Origin of the sequence: Oceanococcus atlanticus, assembly GCF_002088235.1 — a bacterium.
GTDB classification, from domain to species: domain Bacteria; phylum Pseudomonadota; class Gammaproteobacteria; order Nevskiales; family Oceanococcaceae; genus Oceanococcus; species Oceanococcus atlanticus.
Genome location: NZ_AQQV01000002.1, coordinates 97993 through 116246 on the forward strand (window position 1 = coordinate 97993; position 18254 = coordinate 116246).

The following is an 18254-nucleotide window of genomic DNA, read 5'->3' on the forward strand; positions in this document are numbered from 1 at the left end:
TTCGGTCATGGTGCAAACGCAGTGGGTTGGCAACTGCCATGGCAGATAGCACAGAACGTGCCAGCTTCCGTACGCTGGACAGTGCACCTTATTAAGCGCTATGAACGTGCTGCTGATGGCAACGCTTCAAAACTGTGCACCTGTGCATAGTGATGAAGCCCCATCATGGAACACGCCGGCGAAACTGCGTCATGGCTGTGCATGATGTTTGGCGCGGTTATTGCTTCGTCGTGGCTCGACACTCGCTCAGGATCACAACGAGGACCGCGCCGCATGTCGATTTCCGTGGCATTGATTCACCGCACTGAATATGCCTATGACCGTCAGGTCAGGATGTCACCGCAGGTTATCCGCCTGCGACCGGCACCGCATGCGCGCACGCCGGTTACGGCGTACAGCCTGCGGATCAGTCCTGAGAACCATTTCCTCAACTGGCAGCAGGACCCGCAAGGCAACTGGCAGGCCCGCGTGGTGTTCCCCGAGCCGGTCGAACATTTCCATGTTGAGGTCGAAGTGGTAGCCCGCCTCGACGTCTTCAGCCCCTTCGATTTCTTTGTAGAAGACAGCGCCGAGCATGTGCCCTTCCAGTATGCCGATGAACTGAGCAGCGAGCTCGCGCCCTACCTGCGCTGCAGCAAGGGCGGCAAAGCCTTCAACGCCTACCTCAAGGGCATCACCCTCAAAGGCCAGCGCACGGTCGACTTTCTGGTCGAGATCAATCAGCAGTTGCAGCACGCCATCGACTACCGCATCCGCATGGAACCGGGGGTGCAAACGCCGGACGAAACCCTGACCAAGGCGTCCGGCTCCTGCCGTGACAGCGCCTGGCTGCTGGTGCAGCTGCTGCGCCATCGTGGCATCGCGGCACGTTTCGTATCCGGCTACCTGATTCAGCTCAAGGCCGATGTCGAAGCCCTCGACGGCCCCTCCGGCACCGATCACGATTTCACCGATCTGCACGCCTGGTGCGAAGCCTATGTTCCCGGCGCCGGCTGGATCGGCCTGGACCCCACATCCGGCCTGCTCGCCGGTGAGGGGCATATCCCGCTGTCCGCCACGCCGGAACCCGGCAGTGCGGCGCCGATCAGCGGCGCTGTGGACGAATGCGAGGTGAGCTTTGCCCATCACATGGCCGTGACACGTCTGGCGGAATCGCCACGCGTGACCCGGCCTTACAGCGAGGAGCAGTGGAACGCCATAGACACCCTGGGCCAACAGGTGGACGCCGACATCCAGGCTTTGGACATGCGGCTGACGATGGGCGGCGAGCCCACCTTCGTTTCCATCGACGACATGCAGGGCGCAGAATGGAACACGGCCGCGGTTGGTCCGGCCAAACAGCGACTGTCAGCCGATCTGGCACAACGTCTGCAACGCATCTTTGCCCCCGGTGGATTGATCAGCTTCGGTCAGGGCAAATGGTATCCGGGCGAGTCCTTGCCACGCTGGGCTTACAGCATCGTGTGGCGGCGTGACGGCGAGCCGATCTGGCGCGACAGCCAGCGCCTGGCCCCCTATTCCGAAGCCGCCCAGCCCGATGTCGAGGATGCGCGCGCGCTGATGCAGGCGCTGACGCAAGCCCTGCATATCAGCCCGGACTGCATCGTCCCGGCCTACGAAGACCCCCTGCACTGCATGGCCGAGGAAGGCCAACTGCCGCCGCATGTGGAGGTCACCGACGCCGACATCGATGACCCCGAGAAACGGGCCCGGCTGACGCGCATTTTCAGCCAACCGCTGAGCGCGCCACGCGGCTTCGTGCTGCCCATACAACACTGGCAATCCGATACACGCGGGCGCCACTGGCTGTCCGAAGTGTGGCAGTTCCGCCGCGGCAAACTGTTTCTGATACCGGGTGACTCCAGCATTGGGCTACGCCTGCCGTTGGAAGCGGTCGGCCTGCCCGCCGGCAGCAGTATTGAACCCCTGATCGCCGACGATCCAACCCGCCCACGCCCACCGCTGCCCCCACGCATGGGGGCCGAAAGCCCGACCAGCAGCGACAATCCACAACGCCCTCCGCCCAGCGGTGGCGGCAATCATGCACCGGGCAGCATCCGCACCGCTCTGGCCGTGGAACCTGGCCAGGGTGTGCTCAGCGTGTTCATGCCACCGGTGCGCCGCGCTGAAGAATATCTTGAGCTGGTCGCCACCATTGAGCAGTGCGCCGCCGAGCTTGATCAACCGGTGCGCATCGAAGGCTACCCGCCACCGTTCGACCCGCGTCTGGAGCAGATCAAGATCACGCCCGACCCGGGGGTGATCGAGGTCAACATCCATCCCGCTGCGAGCTGGAACGCGCTGCGCGACAACACCACTCAGCTGTATGAGGCCGCGCGCCGCGCCCGCCTGGGCACGGAAAAATTCATGATCGACGGCAAGCACTGCGGCACCGGCGGCGGCAACCACATCGTGGTCGGCGCCGCGACACCGCTGGACAGCCCGTTCCTGCGCCGCCCCGATCTGCTCGCCTCGGTGATTCGCTACTGGCAACGCCACCCCAGCCTGTCGTATCTGTTCGGCGGTCAGTTCATCGGCCCGACCAGCCAGTCCCCGCGGGTGGATGAAGCACGCGACGATCTGCTTTATGAGCTCGACATCGCACTCAAGGAAATTCCCATGCCGGGGCAGACACCGGCACCGCCCTGGCTGGTCGACCGGGTGTTCCGCAACCTGCTGACCGATCTCACCGGCAACACACACCGGGCGGAAATCTGCATCGACAAGCTGTACTCGCCAGATGCCGCCACCGGACGACTGGGCCTGGTCGAATTTCGCGCCTTCGAGATGCCTCCGCACGCTCAGATGAGCCTGGCCCAGCAGCTGCTGGTGCGGGCGCTGCTGGTGTGGTTCTGGCGCGAGCCGTATCAGCGCCCCTTGCGCCACTGGGGCAGTGATCTGCACGACGCCATGCTGCTGCCCCACTACCTGCGCGAGGACATCGACACGATTGTGGGCGAGCTGCGCCAAGCCGGCTTCGCCTTCGACCCGGCATGGTTCGCGCCGCACTATGAATTCCGCTTTCCACGCTACGGCGAGGTGCGCATCGGCGAGACCACGCTGGAGCTGCGCGGCGCGCTGGAGCCATGGCCAACCATGGGTGAAGAGCCTGGTGGCGGGGGCACCGCGCGGTATGTCGACTCCTCCCTGGAACGCCTGCAACTGAGCGCCCGCAACCTCGACACCAGCCGCTACGCCGTGCTCTGCAACGGGCGCCGTCTGCCCCTGCAATCGACCGGCATCAGCGGCGAATATGTGGCCGGCGTCCGCTACCGCGCGTGGCAGCCATGGTCCTGCCTGCATCCCACGGTGGGCGCCCACAACCCGCTGGTCTTCGATCTGGTTGATACCTGGTCGGGCCGCGCCATCGGTGGCTGCACCTACCACGTGCATCATCCCGGAGGGCGCAGCTTCGACACCTTCCCGGTCAACGGTCATGAAGCGGAAAGCCGCCGTCTGGCGCGTTTCTTCGCCTTCGGTCACACCCCCGGTCCGGTGCAGCTTCCTGCAGCGGAACTCAATCCCCGCCACCGCGTCACACTGGACCTGCGGCGACAACACACAGGAGCGTTCTGACATGGGCGTGCCGCGCGCGTTCAACGCGTTGAAAATGGATGGTTTCTACGACGAGCTGGTGTCACCGGCGCGGCGCAACGAACCGGTGTCCTCCCGCATACTCAAGGTCCTGTCGCAGCTCAGCCAGGATGAGCTGGATCAGCGCCGCGAAGCGGCCGAACTGGCCATCCGCAGCATGGGCATCAGCTTCACGGTGTACAGCGAAGGTTCGACCATCGACCGCGCTTGGCCTTTCGACATCATCCCGCGGGTCATCCTGCTTGAGGAATGGCAGCGCATTGAACGCGGGCTGAAGCAGCGGGTCAGCGCCCTCAATCGCTTCATCAGCGACATCTATGCCGACCAGCAGATCATCAAGGACGGCGTGTTTCCATCCTGGGTGCTGGAAAAGTCGGTCAATTTCCGTCCCGAATGCGTCGGGGTCAAACCGGCCTTCGGCGTCTGGTCGCACATCTGTGGCTCCGACCTGGTGCGCGGCAAGGACGGCACCATGTACGTGCTTGAAGACAATCTGCGCGTACCGTCGGGGGTGTCGTACATGCTCGAGAACCGCGCCATCATGAAGCGCATCTTCCCCGAGCTGTTCGAACACCAGGACATCCACCCGGTCGGTGAATACCCCGGCCAGCTGCATGCCACCCTGGCCGCACTCAACCCCAACGGCAGCCGCCATCCCACCATCGTGCTGCTGACCCCCGGAATCTACAACTCGGCCTACTTCGAGCATTCCTATCTGGCCCAGCAAATGGGGGTGGATCTGGTCGAAGGCTCCGATCTGGTGGTGCAGGATGATGATTGCGTGTACATGCGCACCATCGGCGGCCTGCAGCGCGTGGACGTGATTTACCGTCGCATCGACGATCTCTTCCTGGACCCGGAGGTGTTTCGTCCCGACTCCGCACTCGGGGTTCCGGGTCTGATGCGCGCCTGGCGGGCCGGCAAGGTCGCGCTGGCCAATGCGCCCGGCGCTGGCGTGGCCGATGACAAGGTGGTGTACGCCTTTGTGCCGGACATCATTCGCTACTACCTGGGCGAGGAGCCGATTATCCCGAACGTGCCGACCTGGCAATGCGCGCGACCGGATGATTGCGCCTACGTGCTCGACAACATTGCCGAGCTGGTGATCAAACCGGCCAACGAATCGGGCGGCTACGGCCTTTTGATCGGCCCGCATTCCACCCCCGCACAACGCAAGAAGACCATCGCCCAGGTGCGCAAGGACCCACGCAACTGGATCGCCCAGCCGTGCCTGAACCTGTCCACCACGCCGACCCTCACAGCCAAGGGGCTGGCGCCGCGGCATGTCGATCTGCGCCCGTTCATTCTGTCAGCCGATCAGCAGTACGTGACCAATGGTGGTCTGACCCGGGTGGCCCTGCAGGAAGGCTCGCTGGTGGTCAATTCCTCACAGGGCGGTGGCAGCAAGGACACCTGGATTGTTGATGCCCAGGCCCTGGGCGAAGCCGGAGACCGCGCATGATGCTGTCGCGCATTGCCGAACGCTTCTACTGGTTCGGACGCTACCTGGAACGCGCCGAGAACACGGCCCGCCTGCTGCTGAGCTACTCCGATATGGTGCTCGACCTGCCGCTCAAATCGCGCGTCAGCTGGTATCAGCTGGTCGAGATCACCGGCTCGCAAACGACCTTTGACCAGCATCATCGCAGCGCCGGTGAAACGGTGGTGCTGCGCTATCTGATCGAGCAGGACATCAACCCCGGCTCGATCCACTGCTCGCTCAAGTTCGCGCGCGAAAACCTGCGCACCATCCGCGATCGTGTGCCGCGCGAAATGATCGAGAGCATGAACGAGCTGTGGGCTTATTTCGGCAGCGAGAGCGCCGGATCGGTGCGCCGCAGCGCCGCGCGCATGCGCTTTCTGCGCGGCCTGATAGACCGCTGCCAGACCGTGCGTGGCCACGTCCGCGGCAGCATGTGTCGTAATGATGCGTTCTATTTTCTGGCCATCGGGCGCATGCTCGAACGCACCGACATGACCACCCGCATCATGGACGTGCGGGTCGACGACCTGCTGCCCGACGAGGTGGACAATCTGCCCGCCTTCGATGCACTGCAATGGATGAGCGTGCTGCGCTCGCTGTCGGCCTACCAGATGTACCAGCGTGAGATGCATGGCCAGGTCAAGGCCAGCGCGGTGATCGAATTCCTGTTTCTGAACGAGACCTTTCCGCGCTCGGTGCACTACGCACTGGATTCGGCCCGCGCCTGCGCCCAACGCCTGCCTCGCAACACGCCGGTCATCGAGGCGCTGGATCAATTGCTGGCGCATGTCGGCGAATTCAAGGCCAAGCTGCTGGCCAGCGATCCCACCACCCTGCGCGAAACCATCGATGACATTCAGGCGGAAATCAGCGATATCGACCGCCTGTTAAGTCATAATTACTTTTTGCACGACGCCGCGCAGAGTCAGCAGCAGTAATTCGGGGTTGCCACCTTTGGGTCCACTTTTTGATCGCTACACGCGGGCCTCGAGCCGCTTCGACGAACTGACCGGTGACGACGGCCAGTTGCGACCGCACTGGCAGTATCTGGCCAGCGCCCTGGCCGAGCTGGAGCGCAGCGATCTGGCCGAACGCCAGAACGAAATGCGTCGCCTGCTGTTCGAGAACGGCATCTCCTACAACATCTACGACAAGGACAAGGTCCGCACGCGGGCCTGGCCGATGGATTTGCTGCCGCTGGTCATGACCAGCCGGGAGTGGCGCGAAATCGAGGTTGGCGTGGCCCAGCGAGCCGAGCTGATGCGCCACATCATGCACGACATCTATGGCGAGCAGATGCTGATTCGCCATGGCCTGCTGCCAGCCCAGCTGGTGTTCGGACATCGCGGTTTTCTGGCCCCCTGCACCAGCACAGCCCTGCCCCTGGATCAGCAGTTGATCCTGTACGGCGCCGATCTGGGTCGCGATCCGCAAGGCAACATCTGGGTCACCGGTGACCGGACCCAGGCGCCCTCGGGGATCGGCTACGCGCTGGCCGCACGCACCGTGAGTTCACGCGTGCTGCCAAGCATCTTCCGCGAATCCAATGTGCATCCGGTGCTGCCGTTCCTGCGTGATGTGCGCAGCCGGCTGATTCAGCTGGCCGAGGATGAACTTGACCACATCGCGCTGCTCACCCCGGGGCCGGCCAACGAAGCCCATGCCGAGCATGCCTATCTGGCCCGTCAGCTGGGCCTGCCACTGGTCGAAGGCAGTGATCTGCAGGTCACCGGCGGCGCCTGCTATCTGGTGAACGGTGATCAGCGCAAACCGATCAGCGTGCTGCTGCGGCGTCTCGACGATGACTACTGCGACCCGCTGGAACTCAACCGCCATTCCCTGCTCGGCGTGCCGGGCGGCCTGCAGGCGGTGCGCAACCGGACCTTGAGCTTTGCCAATCCGCTGGGCAGCGGAATACTCGAAAACCCGGCCCTGATGGCATTTCTGCCGGCCATCTGTCACTTCCTGCTCGGCGAGGAACTCAAGCTGCCCTCGCAAGGCACCTGGTGGTGTGGCCGGCCAAGCGACTTCGACTATGTCCAGGCGCATTGGGAGGACATGGTGATCCGCACCTTCCAGCCCAATCGCAAAAACCCAGCGCTGGCGGTGTGCCGGCTCAGCGAGAACGCCAAACGCGGACTGCTCGATCGCATTCGTGCGCGGCCCGAGCACTATGTGGCGCAAAGCATCAATGCGCACGCCAGCGTGCCGCTGCTGGCGGGTCACGAGGTGGTCAGCCATCCGGCCGAGCTGCGCACATTCGCGGTCAACGCCAAAGGCGGCTTCCGGGTCATGACCGGCGGGCTGGCACGGGTTGGCAGCAGCCCCGACAGCTGGCGCTTTTCCAGCCAGCTGGGCGGCGTGAGCAAGGACATCTGGGTGCTCGCATCCGAGCCGCAACGCTACGCTCAGACCTTGCCGCAGTTTCTGCCGCGCTTGCACTCCGGCGCGACCAACCTGCAGCCGCATATCTTCGAGAAGCTGCTGTGGCTGGGCCGCTACACCGCCCGTGCCGAGTTGCTGGCGCGCATGTTGCGCATGAGCTTCGAACGTCTGGCCGACGCCCCGCCACAAGCCCCGGATGCTCTGACCCACAATCTGCTCAAGGCGATCACCTGGCAATCCACCCTGTATCCGGGTTTTGTCGGCCCGCTGGGCGCCGCCCAGCTGGATGATCCGGTGCCCGAGCTGCTGCGTGTGACCTACACCGATCTGCCCGGTGGTCTGCGTCACGACATCACCGCCCTGGCCGGTTCGGCCGACATCCTGCGCGACATTCTCGGCCAGCAGATTTTCCGCACCCTGACCCAGCTGGAAATGGCCCTGCAGTTCCCCGGTGATTTCAGCACCGCCCGTGCTGCGGTGGACACCACCCTGACCCAGCTCAACAGCCTGCAGGGTCTGTTGTGGAGAACCCTGACCGAGGACCGCAGCCGCTCGATGATCGAGGTCGGGCTGAGTCTGGAACAGGCCCTGGGCATGGTCCGGCTGGTGCGCTCCTTCAGCACCGAAAGTGGCCCTGCCGCGCTGGCCAACGCGGGCAGCCTGCTGTTCGAGCTGACCAATACGCCAAGTGCGCTGACGCCCGATGTGACCGCCTCGCCGCACGCCAGCGTGCTGCGCAATCTGCTGCTGTCAGATGCCAATGCCCAGTCACTGCGCTATCAGCTGATGATGCTCGAACGCCTGCTGCGCAGCCTGCAGTCGCCCGGCCACACCGACCCGCTGGCCAGCGAAATCACAACCCGTCTGACCCAGCTGGCGACCTGGGAGCCAGAGCAACGTGTCGACCCCGACGGGCATCTGCTGGATGACAGCCTGGTTGAGCTTGACCGCTGGTTGCGCGAACTGGCGCAGGGCATCGAGCAGCGCTATCTGCCGCGTCGTCCGATGCGCCAGACCCAACTGGTGGAGGTCGCCTGATGCGCTACCGTCTGCGCCACTACACCCACTACAACTACGCCGAAGCGGTTGACCAGGCACACAACCAGGTACGCATGATGCTGCGCGACGTGCCCTATCAGCGCTGCATAGAGCGCGGCATACGGGTGCGCCCTGGGCCGCGCTACGCCAAGATGCACATCGACTATTTCGGCAACCGCGTGCTGTATTTCGAGATTGATCGGGAGCACCGCGACGCGCGCATCTTTGCCACCCATATCGTCGAGGTCAATCGTCCGCCCGGCCCACCACCAGAGCAAACTGCGGCCTGGGAACATGTCGCCGCACGTTTGCACGGGCTGGATGACGAACAGGCCCGCAGCCTGCAGATGTATCGCCTGCCCTCGCAGCTGGTGAGCATGCCCGAGGGCATCGCCGAGCTCAGCCAGCCCCATTTCAGCACCGGGCGGCCGATACTCGAGGCGGTGCAGGCCTTGTCCAAAAGTATCTTCGAGAACTTCAAGTTCAACCCCAAGGCCACCACCATCGCCACCCCGGTAGCCGATGTGCTCAAGCAACGTCAGGGCGTGTGCCAGGACTTTGCCCACCTGATGATCGCTGCATTGCGTCAGCGCGGGCTGGCCGCACGCTATGTCAGCGGTTATATCGAAACCCTGCCCCCGCCGGGCAAGCCGCGCCTGGTCGGCGCCGATGCGTCGCACGCGTGGGTCAGCGTGTGGTGCGGCGACGATGGCTGGCTCGACATCGACCCAACCAACAACTTAACGCCGGGCGAGAATCACATCACCACCGCCTGGGGGCGTGATTACGACGATGTGATCCCGCTCAACGGGGTGATCTTCGGCGGCGGCGACGAATCCAGCCTGACCGTGCGCGTGGATGTGGAGCGGCTGCCGCCCGCAGCCAGCTGATCAGCCGGTGTTGCGCATGCCTGCGGCAATCCCGTTGATGGAGCGCAGCAGCGCCTCCTTCCACACCGGGTCGTCCGGGCGCTGACGACAACGCTGGATGAGCAAGGTCTGTATCGCATTGAGCGGATCCAGATACGGACGCCGGCGTTCCAGCGAGCGGGCCAGCACCGGATCATCGCCGAGCAGTTCCTGTTGCCCAGTGATCGCCAGAATTTGCTCGCGGGTGCGATGGTATTCGGCCCGAATCGCCTCGAAGATCGGCCGCGCCTGCTCCCCTCCCATGGCCGCATAACGTGCCGCGATATCCATGTCGGCCTTGGACAGCCCCATCTGGGTGTTGTTGAGGAAATTGGCGAAATACGGCCATTCGCGGGCCATGTGGCGCAGGCGTGACAGCGCTTCGGGATCCTCACCCGTGATCTGCTCCAGCGCGCTGCCCACGCCCAGCCAGCCGGGCAAGGTGTGGCGCGATTGGGACCAGGCAAAAACCCAGGGAATGGCGCGAATCGAGGATTTTCCGCGCTCGGCCTGGCGCCGATGGCTGGGCCGCGAGCCGATGTTCATCGAACCGATGTCACTGACCGGGGTGGCTTCGTAGAAGTAATCGAAAAAGCCATCGGTGTGCTCGGTCAGGTCGCGGTAGCAGCGCTCGCCAACCTCGGCCAGGCGGGCCATGGTGTCAAGAAACGGCTGCGGTGCATCCTCGGCCTTCAGGGCGTGCTTGATGACACCCGCCACGCCCACGGTCAGTTCGTAAACCGCGGTCTCCGGATTGTTGTAGCGGTAGAAAATCATCTCGCCCTGCTCGGTGAACTTGATGCGCCCGTTCACCGTGCCGGGTGGCTGAGCCAGGATCGAGGCGTGTGTCGGCCCGCCGCCGCGCCCGACCGTGCCGCCACGGCCATGGAACAGCAAGCAACCCACACCCTGCTCCTGACACAAGCGCGTGACCTCGCGCTGGGCGCGGTACAGGTTCCAGCTTGAAGCCAGAATGCCGCCGTCCTTGCACGAATCGGAATAGCCGAGCATGACCTCCTGATCTCCACCCGAGGCGTCGAGCATTTCGCGGTACAAAGGATCGCCCAGCAGGGTCTGCATCACCGGCCGGATGTGGGCCAGATCCTGGATGGTTTCGAACAGCGGCGAGATACGAATGCGGCACACCGCGCCATCGGCGTTCCAGCCGGTCAGACGGTAAACCGAGGCCAGCGCCATCACCTCCAGCACGTCGCTGGCCGCATGCGCCATGGAAATCACGTAAGCGCCAAAGACCTCGTCGCCGAACACGTTCTGCGCCTGCGCCATCATGCGGATCGGTTCCAGCACCTGGCGCACAGGCTCGCTGAAAAACTCCATCGGCGGGGCTTCGGGCGGCTGGCGTATGACCCGGCCGAGGACCTGCATACGCAGGGCTTCATCCAGCTCTTCGTAGTCGTCACAAACCCCAGTTTCGCGCAGCAGGGCCGCCACCGCTTCTTCGTGCCGCGGCGATTCCTGACGGATATCCAGCCGCGCCAGCGAGAAGCCGAACGCTTCGGCGGCGTAGATCAGATCCTTGAGACGGCGGTCGGCGATGTTGGCGTCACCGTGGCTGCACAGGGACGCGTGAATCAGCTTGAGATCATCGACCAGCGCCTGGCTGCTGGGATAGCCCCCGGATGCGCGGTGCGAACGCCGAGCCCGGTTCTCCAGTTCCTGCTGCACCTGCCGACTCATCGCCTGCAAGCGCTGGCGCATCAGATACAGCTTGCGCCGGTACGGCTCCTGACTGAAACGCTCGGGCAAGGCGCCGGTGCGCTCCAGAAAGGCCTGCTCGTCAGCGGCCAGGGCCTCTTCAAACGCCGGCGTCGGCGTACACCAGCGCCGCGCATGCGAAAGCTCATCCATCAAGGCATCGGTTTCGCGCAGGTAAAAACCCAGCACTTCCCGGATCTGCATGCGCAGGGCATACCAGGTGGTGTGCACGGTCACGAAGGGGTTGCCATCACGATCACCCCCCACCCACGAGCCGAAACGCAGGAACGGCGGAAAGCGCACGGTCTGCTCAAAGTGACGCCCCAGCGCGCGTTCAAGATTGCGACACAACACCGGCACCGCAGCAAAGATCGACTGATGGAAGTAATGCAAGGTGTTGCGGATTTCGTCTTCAGCGGTGGGGCGCTGACCGCGCAACTCCTCGGTCTTCCACAGGATCTGAATTTCCCGACTGATCGCATCCAGCACCTCCGGCGACTCACCCAGCTCCAGCGCCTCGTTGGAGGTGAAGATGCGGCGCAGGGATTCCATCACGGTGCGACTTTTGGCTTCGGTGGGATGTGCGGTAAACACCGCGTTGTAGCGCATCTGCCCGAGCAGTTGCGACATCTCGCGCGCATCCATGCCGGCCTCGACGGCGCAGCCCAGCGCTTCGTCGAACGAACCCACCCACAAACGCCCGCCACCCTCGACCTGACGGCGACGCCCGCGGTGCTGACACAGCTCATCCGCCACGTTGACCAGCTGGAAGTAGATGGCAAAGGCGCGGATGACCTGCATCAGGGTTTCTGCATCCAGCGACTCGATCAGCGAACCCAGTGCATCCAGCGTGTCGGCGGCGTTTTCCTGTCCCGCACGCAGGGCTATGAAGCCGGTGCGCAGCTCCTCGACAACTTCAAACACCCCGGGACGGGCATGTTCGGCAATCACATTGCCGAGCAACTTGCCCAGCAGTTTGACCCGCGCACGCAGGGTGAAATCCTCGGCATCGACGGCCATGGTGTTCATCAACGCAACTCCTCAAGAGCAGAACCTGGATCTTCCCCGCCATCACCGGCCAGCGGATCGGCGGGGTGTGAGGCCTGAGCTGGACGGCCGCAGGCAATCGCCACCGCGCGGCGCGCCCGCTCGGTGATGGCCGCCCAGTCACGCCGGGCAATGAGATCATCCGGCGCCAGCCAGCTGCCGCCGACGCAGGGCACATTGGGCAGCGCCAGATAGCGCGCCATATCGTCCTCGCCGACGCCGCCGGTGGGACAGAATTCGACATCCGGCAGCGGGCCGGCGAAGGCCTTGAGCGCATCCACGCCACCGGCCGCCCGGGCCGGAAACAGTTTCAGCGCGCGAAAACCTGCGTCACTTGCACGCATGACCTCGGTGGGGGTCATCACACCGGGCAACAGCGGGATCGGACGCGGCGCCTCAAGCAGCGCCGGAGGCAAGCCGGGTGAGACCGCGAAAGCCGCACCAACCTGCGCGCTGGCCAGCAAATCCGCAGCGCTGCGCACGGTGCCGGCCCCGACCACCACACCGGGCAGCTGAGCCATGGCCTCGATCGCGGCCAGCGCACAATCGCTGCGCAGGGTCACCTCAAGGTAAGGCAAACCACCCTCAAGCAGGGCCTCGGCCAAAGGTTGGGCGACCTGAAGATCGCGCACAACCAGCACCGGAATAACCGGCGCGCCATGCATCACATCCTGAATCCTCAGCAAACTCATGCCTCTCCCTTCGCTAGAACACGCTGGCTGCGCCAGCTTCCGCGCCGTTGTTGGCCTGACGCAGATGCCCGAACATCTCGCGTCCGTAACCGGCTGAACTGGGCGCCACCGCTGCCACTTCGCGGCCGGCCCACAGGTCCTCTTGAACCAGCGCACTCAAGGTGCCGGCTTCGGCATCCAGGCGAATCAGATCCCCGTCACGCAGCTTGCCCAGCGCCCCACCCTGCGACACCTCAGGGGTGACATGAATGGCCGCAGGCACCTTACCCGATGCGCCAGACATGCGCCCATCCGTCACCAGAGCCACCTGAAAACCACGGTCCTGCAGGATACCAAGCTGCGGGGTGAGCTTATGCAGCTCGGGCATGCCGTTGGCACGAGGCCCCTGCCCCCGCACCACCGCGACCAGGTCGCGCTCCATGCGTCCATCCTTGAACGCAGTCAGCAATTCTTCCTGACTGTCGAACACCATGGCCGGCGCCTCTATCAGCCGATGCTGCGGCTTGACCGCCGACACCTTGATCACCGCACGGCCCAGATTGCCGGTCAACAACTGCAGGCCACCGGTGGGCGCAAACGGCCGGCTTAGCGGGCGCAGCACCTCCTCGTCGCCACTTTCAAGCGGCGCGTCCTGCCAGCGGACCCCGCCGTCATCGGCCAGCCGCGGCTCACGCGTGTACAGCGAAAGGTCACCCCCGGCAACGGTCCGGACCTGGGCATGCAGCAGGCCGCCCTGAAGCAGTTCGCGAATCAAAAAGCCCATGCCGCCGGCGGCATGAAAATGATTCACGTCGGCACTGCCGTTGGGATAAATGCGGGCCAGCAGAGGCACCACGGCAGACAGTTCAGCGAAATCATCCCAGTTGACGATCCAGCCGGCACAGCGGGCGATCGCAATGATGTGCAGGGTGTGGTTGGTTGAGCCACCGGTCGCCAGCAGGCCGACGATGGCATTGACGATCGATCGCGCATCAATCATCTCACCCACGCCAGGCGCCGACTGACGTGCCAGTCGACCGGCCTGGCGCGCGGCTTCAGCGGTCAACGCATCGCGCAACGGGGTGTTGGGATTGACGAAGGCCGCGCCCGGCAAATGCAGGCCCATGACCTCCATCAGCATCTGATTGGAATTGGCCGTACCGTAAAAGGTGCAGGTACCGGGCCCGTGGTAGGCCTGCATCTCTGCTTTGAGCAGATCATCCCGGCCGAGCTTGCCTTCGGCATAAAGCTGGCGAATGCGCGCCTTCTCATCGTTGGGCAAGCCCGATGTCATCGGACCGGCCGGCACGAACAGGCTTGGCAGATGACCGAAACTCAATGCGCCCATCAGCAGGCCGGGCACGATCTTGTCGCACACGCCCAAAGCCAGGGTGGCGTCGAACATGTCATGCGACAGCGCGATCGCCGTCGACATGGCAATCACATCGCGCGAGAGCAGTGACAGCTCCATCCCGGGCTGGCCCTGTGTCACCCCGTCGCACATGGCCGGCACACCGCCGGCGAACTGGGCGGTGGCCTTGACCTCGCGGGCGGCCAGTTTGATCAACCCCGGAAACCGGCCCAGCGGCTGGTGGGCCGACAGCATGTCGTTGTAGGCCGAAACAATGGCCAGATTGGGCCATTGCAGCGCCGCCAGTTCGCTCTGATCCGCGCCCGATGCGGCAAAGCCGTGCGCCAGATTGGTGCACGACAGACGCCCACGGCTACGCCCCTGAGCGCGCATCGCCGCCAGCTTGTCCAGATACGCCGCTCGATCGCCCTGGCTGCGGGCCTCGATTCGGGCCGTGACTTGCGCCACCACACGGTGCAGATTTTGAACCATCCCGGTGCTCCGATATGCACGTTTGATCAGATGCTACGCTAACTCCCGTAGCAAAGACCGCGCCGACCTCGGCCCGGTCATGCGCAGGAGAGATGTGATGGCAGGCGGCGAAAATTTCGACATGGTCATCTTCGGCGGCGTGGGCGATCTGGCCACACGCAAGCTGCTGCCCGCGCTCTACTACCTCAACCGCGACGGACATTTTCTCAGTCACAGCCGGGTCATTGCCTGTGGCCGCAGCGGCCTGGCGCGCGAAGCTTTTCAGGCACATGCCGAGCAAGCCTGCCGACGCTACGTGCGTGCTGCGGATCTTGATGATTCGGCCCTGCAAAGCTTCCTGCAGCGGCTCGATTACGTGCGCGTGGACGCCGCCGAGAAAAGCCACTTTGAGGCGCTGGCCGAAACCCTCAACCGCCAGGATCCGGATCGAACCCGGGTGTATTTCCTGGCCACGCGGCCGGACCTGTTTGCCAGCCTGTGCGAGAACATGTCGGCTGCCGGACTCAACACCGCGGCCTCACGCGTGGTGCTGGAGAAACCGCTGGGCACCGATCTGGCTTCAGCCAACGAGATCAATTGCCGGGTCGGCGCGGTGTTTGCCGAAGAGCAGATCTTCCGCATCGATCATTATCTGGGCAAGGAAACGGTGCAGAACCTGATGGCTCTGCGCTTCGGCAATGCGCTGTTCGAGCCGCTGTGGCGACGCACCAACATCAGCGATGTACAGATCACGGTGGCCGAGCAGGTCGGCGTGGAAGGCCGCGCCGACTACTACGACAGCACCGGCGCCATGCGCGACATGGTGCAGAACCATCTGCTGCAACTGCTGTGCATGTTCGCCATGGAGCCGCCCTGCTCCAATGAAGCCAACGCGGTGCGCGATGAAAAGCTCAAGGTCCTGCGCGCGCTGAAACCGCTGGTCGGCCAGGCCGCCCTCAGCCACACCGTGCGCGGTCAGTACCGCGCCGGAGCCATCAATGGCCAGGCGGTGCCGGGCTATCTCGATGAAGATGGCGTGGCCACCGACAGCAGCACCGAAACCTATGCCCTGATCAAGGCGCATGTCGACACCTGGCGCTGGGCCGGCGTGCCGTTCTATCTGCGCAGCGGCAAGCGGCTGGCCGAGCGACGCGCCGAGATCGTGGTCAACTTCCGCCCGGTGCCGCTGAATATCTTCAGCAAGGACATGGGCAGCCTGCCGGTCAACCGCATGGTTATCCGCCTGCACCCGGACGAAGGTGTGCGGCTGAACGTGCTGGCCAAACAGCCCGGCCCGGCGATGCGCCTGAAACCGGTGAGCTTGCATCTGGACTTCGCCAGCACCTTCAAAGTGCGGCCGCTGGATGCTTACGAACGCCTGCTCACCGAGGTGATCCGCGGCAATCTGACCCTGTTCATGCGCAACGATGAACTCGAAGCGGCATGGCGCTGGGTCGACCCGATCATCGCCGCATGGCAAGACAGCGGCGAGCCGCCGCGCAGTTACAACGCCGGCAGCTGGGGGCCATCTTCGGCCGTGTCCCTGCTCGCCCGCGATGGCATGGTGTGGCATGAAGAGGTGGAAGATGCGCGCTGAAGATCTTGACTGGCACCGCTTCGCCGACAGCCACAAACTGGCCGATGCGCTGGCCAGCCAGATCGCCAGCGATCTGAATCAGGCGCTGGGCGAACGTGGCTCAGCCAGTCTGGCGGTGTCCGGTGGTTCAACCCCGCTGGCCCTGTTCAACGCCCTTTCAAGCATTGATCTGGACTGGTCGAGGGTGACGGTTCTGCCGGTCGATGAACGCTGGGTGGATGAAGACGATGCGCAAAGCAATTCGCGGCTCATACGCCAGCAACTGCTACGGGAGTGCGCCACGGCGGCGCGGTTTATCAGCCTCAAGCACCCGACCAGCCAGCCGCAGGCTGCGCAAGAAGCCTGCAATGCGCGTCTGGCAACGCTGGAGCAACCGCTGGATGTGGTGGTGCTGGGCATGGGCCTGGATGGTCACACCGCATCACTGTTTCCCGATGCGCCGGAACTCGCCGATGCGCTGGCCAGCACCCGCTGCTGCCATGCGCTCAGTCCGGCCAGTCAGCCCACTGCACGCATGAGCCTGACGCCCGCGCTGCTCAACGCCGCGCGACGGCGTGTGTTGCACATCGAGGGTGAGGACAAACGACAGGTGCTGGATGCGGTGCTGGCCGATCCGCAAGCCCTGCGCTACCCCATAGCCATGGCGCTGACGGCGGAGGCCGCCGCGCCGCTGCAAATCTACTGGGCGGCGTAGCCGCCCGCTCTTACGACAAGCCGCCGGCGGCCTTGAGGCTGTCCAGGTCGGTGTCGCTGAAGCCCCAGTCGCTCAGCACCTGCTGGGTGTCGGCACCATGCGGACGTGAACCGAACTGAACCTGCGAGGCGGTGCGCGAGAAGCGCGGTGCCGGCGCCGGTTGGGTCATGCCATCGACCTCGATATAGGTCTGACGTGCCGCATTGTGTGGATGTGTTGCAGCCTCGTTGAAATCCAGCACCGGGGCAAAGCACACGTCGCTGCCTTCCATCAGCTCACACCACTGAGCCTGGGTTTTGGTTTTGAACACCGCAGCCAGCTTGTCTTTCAGATCCGGCCACAGCGCCGGATTGTTCTGATTGCCGAACACCTGCGGATCCAGTTGGGCCTTCTCCAGCAGCAAGGCGTAGAACTGCGGCTCAATCGAACCAATCGAGACGTATTTGCCGTCCTGGGTTTCGTACACATCGTAGAAGTGCGCACCGGAATCCAGGAAGTTGTAACCCCGCTTGGATTTCCACATGCCCATGGCCTGCAGGGAATGGAACATGGCCATGAGTACGGCCGAACCATCGGTCATCGCCGCATCCACAACCTGCCCCTTGCCCGACTGACGCGCTTCCAGCAGCGCCGCCAGCATGCCCATGACCAGGAACATGCCACCACCACCGTAATCGCCAACCAGGTTGAGCGGCGGCACCGGTTTGTCGCCGGCACGACCAATCGCATGCAGCGAGCCGGTCAGTGAAATGTAGTTGATGTCATGGCCGGCGGCTTTGGCCAGCGGGCCAAACTGCCCCCACCCGGTCATGCGTCCATACACCAGTGCAGGATTGCGGGCCAGACATTCGTCCGGTCCGGCGCCGAGGCGCTCCATCACGCCCGGCCGAAAACCTTCAAACAGGATGTCGGCCTTTTCGACCAGCTTGAGCAAGGCTTCAATGCCCTCGGCTGATTTCAGATTCAGGGCAATCGAGCGTTTGCCGCGACGTGCGCAGTCAGGCAAGGCCTGCTTGCCCGACCGCTTCTCCACCGAGATCACCTCGGCCCCCATATCAGCCAGCAACATGCCGGCGAATGGGCCCGGACCAATGCCCGCGATTTCTATGACTTTGACGCCTTTTAATGGCCCCATGGCTCTCTCCAGATCGTGCGTGCGACTGACCGGCTTCCGGTCGGGCTGATCACGCGCCGCTTCGCGGTACCCGTTGGTTTGCCGCGCGATTGGCTGTCAGCGCGATAGGACATCCTGTCCTGACGCACTTCGATTCGCCGTCCAGGCGAATCGCCATCCATCGC

General features: G+C 64.1%; 11 protein-coding genes. 7 read left to right on the top strand and 4 right to left on the bottom strand.

Going from position 1 to position 18254, the window contains the following annotated elements:
- The first annotated feature begins 273 nt into the window (after positions 1-273).
- The 5 genes from ATO7_RS07735 to ATO7_RS07755 are packed head-to-tail and all read left to right on the top strand — an operon-like array spanning position 274 to position 9390.
- On the top strand, positions 274-3576 hold the full coding sequence (locus ATO7_RS07735) for a transglutaminase family protein (RefSeq protein ID WP_083561119.1): 3303 nt from the start codon (positions 274-276) through the stop codon (positions 3574-3576).
- Between the two features lies 1 nt (position 3577).
- On the top strand, positions 3578-5056 hold the full coding sequence (locus tag ATO7_RS07740; protein ID WP_083561120.1) for a circularly permuted type 2 ATP-grasp protein: 1479 nt from the start codon (positions 3578-3580) through the stop codon (positions 5054-5056).
- Positions 5053-6015 (top strand): alpha-E domain-containing protein, encoded by a 963-nt coding sequence (locus tag ATO7_RS07745; protein ID WP_083561121.1) that lies wholly within the window; start codon positions 5053-5055, stop codon positions 6013-6015. Before ATO7_RS07740 ends, ATO7_RS07745 begins: the two co-directional genes overlap by 4 nt.
- 16 nt (positions 6016-6031) lie before the next feature.
- Positions 6032-8500, top strand: coding sequence for a circularly permuted type 2 ATP-grasp protein (locus ATO7_RS07750; RefSeq protein ID WP_083561122.1), 2469 nt, complete (start codon positions 6032-6034; stop codon positions 8498-8500).
- Positions 8500-9390: a transglutaminase family protein gene (locus ATO7_RS07755; RefSeq protein ID WP_083561123.1), complete on the top strand. Its 891-nt coding sequence runs from the start codon at positions 8500-8502 to the stop codon at positions 9388-9390. Before ATO7_RS07750 ends, ATO7_RS07755 begins: the two co-directional genes overlap by 1 nt.
- Here the strand turns inward: ATO7_RS07755 and ppc are convergent, their stop codons facing one another.
- The 3 genes from ppc to edd are packed head-to-tail and all read right to left on the bottom strand — an operon-like array spanning position 9391 to position 14685.
- Complete coding sequence (gene ppc / locus ATO7_RS07760) at positions 9391-12153, bottom strand: phosphoenolpyruvate carboxylase (protein WP_146680227.1); 2763 nt, start codon at positions 12151-12153, stop codon at positions 9391-9393.
- Complete coding sequence (gene eda / locus ATO7_RS07765; RefSeq protein WP_206044842.1) at positions 12153-12863, bottom strand: bifunctional 4-hydroxy-2-oxoglutarate aldolase/2-dehydro-3-deoxy-phosphogluconate aldolase; 711 nt, start codon at positions 12861-12863, stop codon at positions 12153-12155. Before eda ends, ppc begins: the two co-directional genes overlap by 1 nt.
- Before the next feature lie 13 nt (positions 12864-12876).
- Positions 12877-14685, bottom strand: a complete 1809-nt coding sequence (gene edd / locus ATO7_RS07770; protein WP_083561124.1) for a phosphogluconate dehydratase — start codon at positions 14683-14685, stop codon at positions 12877-12879.
- 97 nt (positions 14686-14782) lie between these two features.
- On the opposite strand from edd, the gene zwf reads away from it, so the two are divergent.
- Complete coding sequence (gene zwf / locus ATO7_RS07775; RefSeq protein WP_083561125.1) at positions 14783-16261, top strand: glucose-6-phosphate dehydrogenase; 1479 nt, start codon at positions 14783-14785, stop codon at positions 16259-16261.
- On the top strand, positions 16251-16955 hold the full coding sequence (pgl, locus tag ATO7_RS07780; RefSeq protein ID WP_158523101.1) for a 6-phosphogluconolactonase: 705 nt from the start codon (positions 16251-16253) through the stop codon (positions 16953-16955). The genes zwf and pgl overlap by 11 nt, the downstream gene beginning before the upstream one ends.
- A 10-nt stretch (positions 16956-16965) precedes the next feature.
- Here the strand turns inward: pgl and ATO7_RS07785 are convergent, their stop codons facing one another.
- The gene (locus ATO7_RS07785; RefSeq protein ID WP_083561127.1) at positions 16966-18090 is read right to left on the bottom strand and encodes a CaiB/BaiF CoA transferase family protein; all 1125 of its coding nucleotides are present in this window, start codon (positions 18088-18090) and stop codon (positions 16966-16968) included.
- Positions 18091-18254: the final 164 nt, after the last annotated feature.

Coding starts and splice junctions, on each gene's coding strand:
- ATO7_RS07735 (WP_083561119.1), top strand. CDS start 274: ATGTCGATTTCCGTGGCATTGATTCACCGCACTGAATATGCCTATGAC.
- edd (WP_083561124.1), bottom strand. CDS start 14,685: ATGGTTCAAAATCTGCACCGTGTGGTGGCGCAAGTCACGGCCCGAATC.
- ATO7_RS07755 (WP_083561123.1), top strand. CDS start 8,500: ATGCGCTACCGTCTGCGCCACTACACCCACTACAACTACGCCGAAGCG.
- pgl (WP_158523101.1), top strand. CDS start 16,251: ATGCGCGCTGAAGATCTTGACTGGCACCGCTTCGCCGACAGCCACAAA.
- zwf (WP_083561125.1), top strand. CDS start 14,783: ATGGCAGGCGGCGAAAATTTCGACATGGTCATCTTCGGCGGCGTGGGC.
- ATO7_RS07785 (WP_083561127.1), bottom strand. CDS start 18,090: ATGGGGCCATTAAAAGGCGTCAAAGTCATAGAAATCGCGGGCATTGGT.
- eda (WP_206044842.1), bottom strand. CDS start 12,863: ATGAGTTTGCTGAGGATTCAGGATGTGATGCATGGCGCGCCGGTTATT.
- ATO7_RS07745 (WP_083561121.1), top strand. CDS start 5,053: ATGATGCTGTCGCGCATTGCCGAACGCTTCTACTGGTTCGGACGCTAC.
- ATO7_RS07740 (WP_083561120.1), top strand. CDS start 3,578: ATGGGCGTGCCGCGCGCGTTCAACGCGTTGAAAATGGATGGTTTCTAC.
- ppc (WP_146680227.1), bottom strand. CDS start 12,153: ATGAACACCATGGCCGTCGATGCCGAGGATTTCACCCTGCGTGCGCGG.